This is a genomic window from candidate division WOR-3 bacterium (genome assembly GCA_016867815.1).
Taxonomy (GTDB): domain Bacteria; phylum Hydrothermota; class Tepidihabitantia; order Tepidihabitantales; family Tepidihabitantaceae; genus UBA2258.
The window spans coordinates 1-9,926 of sequence record VGIR01000098.1; the positions used below are offsets into that span (position 1 = coordinate 1).

Consider the following 9,926-nt stretch of genomic DNA (forward strand, 5'->3'; position numbering starts at 1 on the left):
TTTCATCACCCGCACACGCAGCACATCCAAAGCCGCCGGCGATAGACGCCGAGTATCGTCTTCTCTCATTACTCACAGTATACACCAAACCGACTCCCATGTCAAACATTTTATGCTCTGATTAGTATCAGGTGAGCGCAGGTGGTATCTACAACGGCCAAGTCTACTCCGGAGTATACCCCGAGTCGGTGACCGTGGGTTACTCCGGTGCAGCCAGCGGCATAGACCTCGTAATCCCCTTGTCCGGCGTGGCCGAGACGCAATCTGCGCCGTTGCTCCCGCTGATGAGGGTGTCGGGTCGGGCCCTGTTGCTGTCAGGCGACGGAGTCGCGTCGGTGAATGTGAAGCTATACAATCAAGTGGGCTCCCGCGTGGGCAAGTACGACCTCGGTCCCATCAAGGGCGAGAAGAGAGTCGAGCTTCCGGCAACGCTCGTGCCCGGCATCTACTTCGCCACTGCGCAGAAGGGAACGCACCGCGGCACGGCCAAGGTCGTCCTCTGGTGAGGAGACACAAGTGAGATCAACATTGGTCTGTCTGTTTGCGGTTGCTGCCATCTCGGTGGCGAACCCGGTCGTCGAGTACTTCTTGAGCGAGATTCAGGTTGCGCCCGACTCGCTCGAACGCATCGAACTCCACATGTACTCAGACGCGAGGTCTTACCCGGTTGACCTATCGGGCTGGCATGTCACAACCAACGCTGGTTTCGCCACAATCGACAGCGGCACGGCGCTGCAGAACTCGACTGACTTCGCGATCATCAGTCACGAGAACGTCAGTGGGTCTTTCTCGCTGGGTGACGATTCGGACGACGTATGGCTGGATGACCCTGTGCAAGGCGGCGGAGATCACTACTGGTACGGCCGCTACGGCTGGACTCCGCCCGCCGGTACCTCGGTCTCAATCTACACGCACTGGGAAGGTGTCTGGCCCTATGAGTACCTGGTCGGCGACTGGTACCTCGACTCTACTCCTACCTTTGGCGCGCCCAACGACGACCGTCAGGGCGGCATCACGGGCCGAGTCTTGGACCGGTTCGGCCAGCCACTAGAGAACTGCTGGGTACAGCTCCAGAATGCACACGGCAACGGCGGCGTGGCATGCGACTCGACCGGCCGCTACGTCATGTCTCCGCTCGGCCCCGGAACATACGAAGTTAGCGCTCGCAGCGACTCGACATACCTGCCTGCGTACTATCCCGAATCAGTCTCGATCGGAGTGAACGGGTGGATGGATAGTATCAACATGACCATGTACCCGGCAGGCGTTACCGAGGTCGGACGTAGGGAAATGCCGCAGGGTCCCCTGCGGCAGCGCGGGCGGACGCTAGTCTTGAACTCAGATCGGCCAGGCACGACGCTGGTGAGTGTCTACGATGACCTCGGCCGACTCAGAATGTCTGAGAGGGTCGCCCTAGTCGTGGGTCAGAACGAACTGGCGCTGCCAAGCCTGAGTAGGGGCGTCTACTTCGCCCTTGTCCAGGGCGAGGTCCGCCGCGATATGGCCAAAGCTGTCCTCTGGTAGGAAGGTACTTTGACCAGGAACTTCACACTAACAGCATTGTGGATCGGCATTCTGGCCGCCAACCCGTTCATGGAGTACATTGAGGTAAGTGAGTTCCAGACAGCGCCTCAGTGGTTTGAGCGAATCGAGTTGCGCTCGGTACTGAACCCAGACCGATACCCGTTCGAGATCGGCGGCTCCCAGATTGTCACGAATGCCGGTACCGCGATCGTGGACTCCGGTGTCCGCTTTGAGACGTGGAGCACCTTGGTGGTCCTGGATAGCACGAATACCGGCGGCACGTTCAGTCTCGGTGATGATTCGGACTACATAAGAACACACTTATCAAACGGCAACGCTACCTTTGACTGGGAAGTCAGCTATCCGGGAAGGTCCTGGGTTCCTCCGCGAGGAACATCAGCTTCGCGAGCCGGCTTCTACTATATTGACGTATCTCCGACATTCGGCGCCTGGAATGACGATGCTGGAGGCGGTATCTGGGGCCACGTACGCGATCAAGACTCCGCGCTCAACAGTGCTATCGTACGTGTCAAGTCTACGTACGGATACGGTACGCTCGCACTCGGAACCTACCGAGATTCGCTCTACGGAGCCGGCTACTTCGGGTTGAAGCCAACCGGCCCGGGCAGATTTGTGGTGACCGTCGAACGCTCCGGCTACCTGCCCTACACGTATCCAGAGTCGATTGAGCTGGCAGCGAACGAGGGGCGAGAGCTCGATATTCATCTTGAGCGCGCCGGTGTGTCCGAGGAGGGGACAGGCAGTTCGATCTCTATCGGACTTCACCAGCTCGGGCGGACGCTTGTCTTGAACTCAGGTCGGCCAGGCACGACGCTGGTGAGTGTCTACGATGACCTCGGCCGACTCAGAATGTCTGAGAGGGTCGCCCTAGTCGTGGGTCAGAACGAGCTGGCGCTGCCAAGCCTGAGTAGCGGCGTCTACTTCGCCAATTGTCTGTTCGGGGAACGGGCTCTCAACACGAAGTTCGTGCTCTACTGAGATCCGGCCTTCGTCATTCGGCCTTCGAACTTCGGAATTGTCACTTGGCGTTCTAGCGCCAAGTGACGGTGACGTCTCTGTCCGGGTAGAACTTCTTGCGGGTGAAGTAGTAGGTAACCGCGCTGTCTGACTTGGCGAAGCTGTCCGGCTTGTAGGTCAGCTTCACGTCCTTGAAGCTCGCAGGCACTGTCACACGGAACTGCGCGAGGTCAATCGGCCGCTTCCACCTGCGGGTCGTGGTGACGATGTAGGCCGCGGAGTTCGCTTTGAGCGGCTGGCGGTAGTAGGCGAAGAACGAGTCTTCGGCGTTGGGCCTGAACCGCATCCGGAATGCGACGCCCGAATCCTGCTTGACGAAAGTGCGAGGTTCGAGTGCCGAGCGCCGAAGTTCGGAATCCGGCTCCGGAACGTTTGGCGTTTGGCGATCGGCGCTTGGCGTTCTAAGTTCCATGGAGTCTGGGTACATGTGGGTCGAGTCGAGCGGGAACGGGTAGAAGACCGATGCCACGATTGCTTCCCTGGCCGAGCACGTGAAGTGATACATCCCGCGCACCTCAAGTGTCCCCGGCCTCACATCCATCGTTATCTCCTCCCGAGCGAAGTGCACCGGGGATACCGGGGCGGGTTTGCGACAAGTCGTCAAGGCCAGGAGAGAACATACCACCGCCAGAGAAGGTCGGGCCATGCAACGAATATCCCCGGGTAGCCGGCCTTGTCAATTCGCACGGTGTCTGTGGCCTGACGGCGCGCGGCCTTGATTTGCGGGGCTTTTTGGGTACATTGTGCCCAGATGAGTCCGGAAGAACAGCCCGTACAACCGTCGGAGAACCGCAGGCCGTCGCGCCGGCATCGACCGCAAGGTCGTGGTCCACGCGGCCAAATCGCCCCGCCGAAGAACCCGGATACGGTCAGCTTCCTTTGCGATGTCATGCTCGGCAAGCTGGCGCGTGAGCTTCGTCTGCTGGGCTACGACGTTGAGTACGACCGGAATCTGGGCGGCATGCCTGCCTACCGGGTTGCGCGGCAGAGCGGGCGGATACTGTTGACCCGCACGAACAAGCTGAAGGGTCTGCCGGGGACGATATACGTTCCCGGACAACTGGCGCCCGAGCAGGTTGCTCAGGTCAAGACCGAGATTGAAGCCGGCTTGAAGCCTGCGATCCCGGTCACGGTCGAGGAGCCCGCCGCGACGGCGCCAGAGAGACCGGCTCAGCCCCGGCCGCAGCCGGAACGCGCGCCTGCCCCCCCGGCTTCCCCGCCGGCCGAGAAGATCGCGGCGTACGGCCGCTGCCTGCAGTGCAACGTGCCGCTGGAGAAGTTGACCCGCGAGCAGGCGCGGCCGTCGGTGCCGTTCTTCATCTACCAGATTCATCACGACTTTCGGGGTTGCCCCAAGTGCCGCAAGGTGTACTGGCCGGGCGATCACGTTGAGCAGATGTCGCAGCGGGCCGGGCCGCCGCCGCGACAACGCCGGATGTTCCGCGGCGGGCCCCGCAGATAATAGAAAACAAGTTCCGTTCTTCACGGAGGTAATCGCATGGCTGTAGTACTGGACGGCAAGAGCCTGAAAATCGAGGAAATGGTCCGCGTGGCCAGACGGCGCGAGAAAGTCGAGCTGGCTCCGGCGGCCAAGACCCGCATCAATCACTGCCGCGGGTTCATCGAGGAGAAGGTCAAGGCCCGGGCGGTGATGTACGGCATCACGACCGGTATCGGCGAGCTGTCCGAGACTATCCTCACACCGGAACAGACCGAGCAGTTCCAACGCTACATCGTCTACTCGCACTCGGCCGGGTGCGGCGTGCCCCTGCCCGAGGAGACGGTGCGGGCGGCCATCTGCTCGCGTATCAATGTGCTTTCCAACGGCCATTCCGGCATCCGCCTGCAGGTGGTCGAGTGCATGGTCGACATGCTCAACAAGGGCGTGACGCCGGTGGTCTACGACAAGGGCTCGGTCGGCGCGTGCGGCGACTTGTCGCCGATGAGCCAGATGGCGCTCGTGCTGCTGGGCGAGGGTGAGGCGTACTACCAGGGCAAGCGGATGAGCGGCGCCGAGGCGATGAAGGCGGCGGGTGTCCAGCCAATCCAGTTCGAGGCCCGCGACGGCCTTGCCTGCATCAATGGCTCGAACATGACTGCGGGCTGGGGCGCGCTCCATCTGAATGATGCCGACCACTACTACAAGGTGTCGGAAATCGCCGCCGCGCTCACCCTTGAAGTCGTCAACGCCAACATGGCGGCTTACGACGAGCGGATTCACAAGGTGCGCGGCTATCCGGGAGCGGTGACTTGCGCCGAGAACGTCCGGCGCCTGACTGCCGACTCGGAGATGCTCAAGCAACCCGGCAAGAAGGTGCAGGATGCCTACTCGCTACGTTCGACCCCGCAGGTTGTCGGCAGCGCCAAGGACGCGCTCAAGTGGGCGCGCTACATGTTCGAGACTGAGCTGAACGGCGTGGGCGACAATCCGCTCTTCTTCCCGGACGAGAAAGCCTACCTGACCGGCGCCAACTTCCAGGGCACGCCCCTTGGACTCCCGCTCGACCTGACCGGCGAGTGCGTGACGATGATCGCGGTGCTCTCCGAGCGCCGCACCAACCGGCTGCTCAACCGCAACCTCTCCTGCGGCCTGCCCGCGTTCCTGACCAAGGGCGCAGGGATGTTCTCGGGCCTGATGCTCACCCAGTACACGCAGGGCATGCTGGTCTGCGAGGACCGCATCCTGTCGGCGCCGGCGTCCATCGGCTCGGTGCCGGCGGCGGCCGACCAGGAGGACTTCGTTTCGATGGCATTCACCGCTGCCCTGAAAACGAAGCAGATCCTCGATAACGCCTGGTATGTCGTCGCCATCGAACTGATGGCTGGTGCGCAGGCGGTCGAGTTCCGGAAGCCGCTGAAGGCGGGCAAGGGCACGCAGGTCGCCTATGGCTTCGTGCGCAAGCATGTGAAGATGATGGTCGAAGACAGGCCGGTGCAGGAAGACATCAACAACCTGACCGCCGCTGTGAAGTCGGGCGAGTTGCTCGATGCTGTCGAGCACGCGGTCGGGAAGCTGAACTAGCGCACTACGCATTGCGCACGACGCCCCACGCCGGAGCTTCCGCGTGGGGCGTTCTGTTTCCGGCGTTACGCGTCATGTGCGGAGCATAGAGCCTCATGCTCATCAAGCGGCTGAAGGACTGCGCGGAGATCCAAGCTGGCGACCGCACCCGGCTGCGGGAGTTGCTGCATCCCTTGCGCGATGCCGCGGCGATTCGCTACTCGCTCGCCGTGGCGCGGCTCTCCCCGGGAGCCCAGTCGCAGGCCCACCGGTTGAGTACGGCTGAGGTCTACTACCTTGTTCGGGGTAGCGGCGTGATGCACATCGGCGACGAGGCGGCAGAAGTGAACGCCGGTGATGCGGTCTACATTCCGCCCGGCTCGATTCAGTGGCTTGAGAACACCGGCAGAGAGGAAGTCGAGTTCCTCTGCATTGTTGACCCCGCCTGGCGTCCGGAAGACGAACAAATCCTCTGAAACGAATACCGGGCCCGGCTTGCCAGGCCCGGTCTGAGGTTCTCTCGGGTCACCGATTAACCCGTCGAACGTATAGATTATCTCTCCGCTTGCGCCGTCGGTCAAGGGCGGTTCTTCACCCCTCCCCATTCCCCCGAATCAAACATAGGGACTTGCCACGAGAACACCGGGACAAGAAGAGGGTGAGGACGTGGGTTGCCTGTGTCTGCCTGGTTCTTTTTGGCTCAATCTAGTGTCTGGGACTCCAAAAGGCGAAGGGACGGCGGATGGCCGTCCCTTCAATTCAGTGTCGCGGTGGTCTATCTCACAACCGTCACCGGTACGGTGCGCGCCATACCGTCGGCGTCGGCGCGGATGAAGTAGACGCCCGGCACCAAACCTGTAGCATCGAACCCGAACGACTGCCTGCCCGCCGGTCTGCCGCCGGCGTAGAGCGTTCTTACGACGCGGCCCGCGCGGTCGCACACCTGCACCCGCAGGTCGGCAGGCCGGTCGAGCGTGTAGTTGAGCCGGCCGCGGCCCGAAAGCGGGTTGGGAGTGACGCTGAGGATGTTCTCACTTACGATGATGCGCCGCTGTTCAGCCAGGCCGGTCGGCCAGTCGCTCCGGTCAAAGAAGGCGCCGCGTACGACTGGGCTTGTCCTCCTTAGGTACGCCACTCCGAACACGCCCGAGCCGAGGTACTCTATTCCCGGCCGGTTCCAGTAGGGGTCAGCATCCGCAATCGAGATGGGGTCGGTCCAGGGCCCGGGGCCATAGTTCACTCGCTGGCGGAACCGCAGCTCGCGCGTGGGCGTGTAGTGCCGGAACACGACCGCCAGTCCGCCACCGCCGCGGGCGGTGACACCGGGTGACTCCGCCGTCGTGTCGGGTTCGCTCAGGGTTCCAAAGCCCCAGGATGGGCTGCCGCTGTAGTTAATCCTGTAGAGGACCTGGTAGGGCGATGACGTGCCGTCGTTGAACGCGCAGATGACGGTGTCCTTGTACGCGGAGATGCTCGTCTTGTAGGCCGAAAATCCTCCGACATATAGAGAATACCGCCGCGTGAGGCTCCCCCCGGTCTTGCCATAGATCCTCAGGGTGTCGTTCGTGTCGTAGTAGGAGAAGAAAAGAAACGTCGAGTCAAACCCCTGATTCTCGGTTGCATCGAGGCCGAAGTCCGCGCCAGCGGTGATTCCCGTCGGGACCTTTAGCCACGATACCGCGCTCGTGTCGTCCCAACTGAACAGCACGCTGCCGTCGCTGACAAGCGTGGTTATGTACAGCCGGTTGTTGTAGCCGTGCTGGTTGGAGACGAGCGACAACTCCCTGACCGAGTCGCCGGCGGCCAGCGTGCAGGCCGTGACCCATTCTTCGCTGTTGGAGAAACTGTCGATCGAGCCACTGGCGCAGTCGAAGCGCCGCAACCGGACCTGTGTGGCGTTATCAGCGGAGTCGCTGTATACGACGTACACGTTGTTCGCAAGCACCGCGGCATCGACTGACGGCACGACGCCATACCCACCCCAGACGTAGGTCTCGCTCCAGTTTGCCCCGCCGTCGGTCGACATGTTGAGGTACCATGCCGACTTGGTGCCGTGGCGGAGAACCACAAACAGATTGCCGCTCGACAGCTGCTGGTCGAAGGCCAATTCCATAAGCGTATCCCGGTTGCCGATGCGGACATCGGTCTCCCAGAGGTCAGGTTGAAGTGTCGGCACCGGCGTGCGCCATAGGTTGCCGACCGCCACCGGTCCGACGCAGGCTTCGAGATTGGCAAGTTGTGCCAGTGCCTCGTCGCACCGGCCACCGTTCCACAGCCGCTCGACCTCGCGGCCGAGCGCAAGGAGTTCGGCATCGGAACTCTCGAACTCGATCGAGATACAGGCGTTGCTCCGCTCGGTCGGGCTCATCTGTTCGAGCATCGCATAGGCTGTGGTTGGCGTTCCGTGAGTTTCAGGCCGGACTTGGTCGCGGTCAGGCTGACTCGCGACGCGCGGGCCTGAGGAGATGGCGCCCGGGGTATCCGGAAACTCCAGGGCGACCACGCTTGCCGCTAGCGCAAGCACTGCGGCGAGAACGGTACGATACATCCTGCCTCCTTGGTTAGACTTGGTGGAACAGTTATACTGCCTGTTCCCGAAATGTCAATGGGCTTTTTCAGAGCCCGCGCTCGCCAGCTCTATCGGCGGGCGCGGGCAGCCAATTCCAGGAGCAACAAGCCCTTCACGGGTCTGCTGGCAACGGGTCGATCGGCATGTTGCCGACGACCTGAGCTGAGTTCCCGGGCAAGCGGGCCGGCATTTCCCGCCCAGACCGGGGGCAATCTGGTTCACGGCCGGTCACTTGGCCTGTCACGGAACCCCAAAAGCGAAGCAGGGCCGGGAAGCCCTGCTTCTTGATGTCGGTCGGCAGGCTAGTGCGAGACTATGACGCGGCCGGTCTGCGATCCGGTGCTGGTCTCGACCCGTACAAGGTAGACGCCGGCCGGCACTGCCTCGCAGTTCCAGATGGCGCTGTGCGTCCCGGCAGCGCGAGTGCCGCTGGAGAGGATGGCGACCTCGCGCCCGGCAATGTCTGAGACCGAGACCCGAGCCCACCCGGCGGAAGGCAGGCCGTAGCTGATGACCGTTCGGTTTCGCGCCGGGCTGGGCCGCGCGGCAGGGGCAGCGGGTCTTGCTGCATCCGCTACCGGTCGCCTCTCCCCAACGCCGGTCATGTTGAAACCGTCGAAATACAGGCCGAGGGCGGTGTATCCGGCATAGAGGACACACGAGTAGCTGGCGCCGACGGTCATCCAGCCGGCCTGGGGAGCGAAGCCGCCGGTGCTCCGGTGGTCGCTTATTCTAACCGGCGTGGTCCAGTTGGTGTCGATCGATGCCCAGGTGAACATGATCGATTCGCCGGGAGTCACGGAGTAGCACAGAGTAACAGCGCCCGAAACGCGGTAGGAGGCGATACTCGGCATCTGTTCGGCAGAGTCAGTGTTGGCGACGTTGCGGAGGTTCCAGCTCTGGCCGCTGTCGACACTGGAGTAGCAGTAGATGTCCCAGCCGGTCGTAGTGGTCATGTTCCGGGCGTGAACAAGCCAGACTGTGCCGCTACTGTGTTTCGCTCCGACGACCGGGTCGGCGATAGTGACTCCGGGCGTGCCGACCTGTTCCGATCCCTGCCAGGAAGTGCCCCGGTTAGTGCTCCGTTTCACGCGGAACGACGCCGAGTCGGTGCTCGACAGCCGCAAGTCGCGCAGGACTATGTAGATGTTGCCGCCATTGCCGTGACAGATATCGGGTTTGGGCGAGGTTTGGTTGTTCACTACCGAACCCCCGGTCGCGGCCCACGTCTTGCCGTAGTTTGTGGAACGTGCTTCCTCCATGTTGTAGTTTCCGGCACGGGATTCATACGCGACGTAGAGATAGTACTGGCCATCAAGGTCACGGCAGGCAGAGACGTTCGCTACCGTGTCGCTGTCGACCTTCACGTTGTAGATGGCGCCGCCGCTGCCGCTAATGTCCCATCGGCCCACGTAGATGTCGCCATTGCCGGCCGAGCTCTTGACGAAGAAGAAGACGAAGTCCGAATCACCCTCGGCGACGACGAGCTCGAGCGAGGACAGGACGTTGCCTGCGTGCGAGATGGCATTCCAGTAAGCCCAGGTGTTGCCGCCGTCAGTCGAGCGGTAGATTTTCGCCGTGTCGCCGTTCTGGACCGTGAAGGCGGCAAACAGCACGCCGTCCGAAGTCCCGTCGTAGGCGATCATCCGCTCGGACTTGAGCGGGGTTACTAATCAGAGCATAAAATGTTTGACATGGGAGTCGGTTTGGTGTATACTGTGAGTAATGAGAGAAGACGATACTCGGCGTCTATCGCCGGCGGCTTTGGATGTGCTGCGTGTGCGGGTGATGAAA

General features: G+C 62.1%; 9 protein-coding genes. 6 read left to right on the forward strand and 3 right to left on the reverse strand.

The genetic code is table 11. The annotated features are described in order from the left end of the window. Nucleotides 1–131: 131 nt before the first annotated feature. Genes FJY68_11910 through FJY68_11920 form a run of 3 tightly spaced genes read left to right on the forward strand, consistent with a single transcriptional unit; the run spans nucleotide 132 to nucleotide 2,523 of the window. A complete protein-coding gene (locus tag FJY68_11910; GenBank protein ID MBM3332531.1) occupies nucleotides 132–506 on the forward strand; it encodes a hypothetical protein in 375 nt (124 codons plus the stop codon). A 10-nt stretch (nucleotides 507–516) separates the two neighbouring features. Then, nucleotides 517–1,524, forward strand: a complete 1,008-nt coding sequence (locus FJY68_11915) for a carboxypeptidase regulatory-like domain-containing protein (protein ID MBM3332532.1) — start codon at nucleotides 517–519, stop codon at nucleotides 1,522–1,524. Nucleotides 1,525–1,560: 36 nt separating this feature from the next. Further along, the gene (locus tag FJY68_11920; protein MBM3332533.1) at nucleotides 1,561–2,523 is read left to right on the forward strand and encodes a hypothetical protein; all 963 of its coding nucleotides are present in this window, start codon (nucleotides 1,561–1,563) and stop codon (nucleotides 2,521–2,523) included. A 52-nt stretch (nucleotides 2,524–2,575) separates the two neighbouring features. Here FJY68_11920 and FJY68_11925 read toward each other — a convergent pair whose 3' ends face one another. Then, complete coding sequence (locus FJY68_11925; GenBank protein MBM3332534.1) at nucleotides 2,576–3,208, reverse strand: DUF4424 domain-containing protein; 633 nt, start codon at nucleotides 3,206–3,208, stop codon at nucleotides 2,576–2,578. A 105-nt stretch (nucleotides 3,209–3,313) separates the two neighbouring features. On the opposite strand from FJY68_11925, the gene FJY68_11930 reads away from it, so the two are divergent. The 3 genes from FJY68_11930 to FJY68_11940 all read left to right on the forward strand — a co-directional run bounded on the left by FJY68_11930 (nucleotide 3,314) and on the right by FJY68_11940 (nucleotide 6,039). After that, nucleotides 3,314–4,024, forward strand: coding sequence for a hypothetical protein (locus FJY68_11930; protein ID MBM3332535.1), 711 nt, complete (start codon nucleotides 3,314–3,316; stop codon nucleotides 4,022–4,024). A gap of 36 nt (nucleotides 4,025–4,060) precedes the next feature. Then, nucleotides 4,061–5,584 carry an aromatic amino acid lyase gene (locus tag FJY68_11935; GenBank protein MBM3332536.1) on the forward strand — a complete coding sequence of 508 codons (1,524 nt, stop codon included), beginning with the start codon at nucleotides 4,061–4,063 and terminating at the stop codon, nucleotides 5,582–5,584. 95 nt (nucleotides 5,585–5,679) lie between these two features. Then, nucleotides 5,680–6,039, forward strand: coding sequence for a cupin domain-containing protein (locus tag FJY68_11940; GenBank protein ID MBM3332537.1), 360 nt, complete (start codon nucleotides 5,680–5,682; stop codon nucleotides 6,037–6,039). 299 nt (nucleotides 6,040–6,338) lie between these two features. Here the strand turns inward: FJY68_11940 and FJY68_11945 are convergent, their stop codons facing one another. Then, nucleotides 6,339–8,111, reverse strand: a complete 1,773-nt coding sequence (locus FJY68_11945) for a hypothetical protein (protein MBM3332538.1) — start codon at nucleotides 8,109–8,111, stop codon at nucleotides 6,339–6,341. A 323-nt stretch (nucleotides 8,112–8,434) separates the two neighbouring features. Then, the gene (locus tag FJY68_11950) at nucleotides 8,435–9,778 is read right to left on the reverse strand and encodes a T9SS type A sorting domain-containing protein (GenBank protein ID MBM3332539.1); all 1,344 of its coding nucleotides are present in this window, start codon (nucleotides 9,776–9,778) and stop codon (nucleotides 8,435–8,437) included. Between the last annotated feature and the right edge of the window lie 148 nt (nucleotides 9,779–9,926).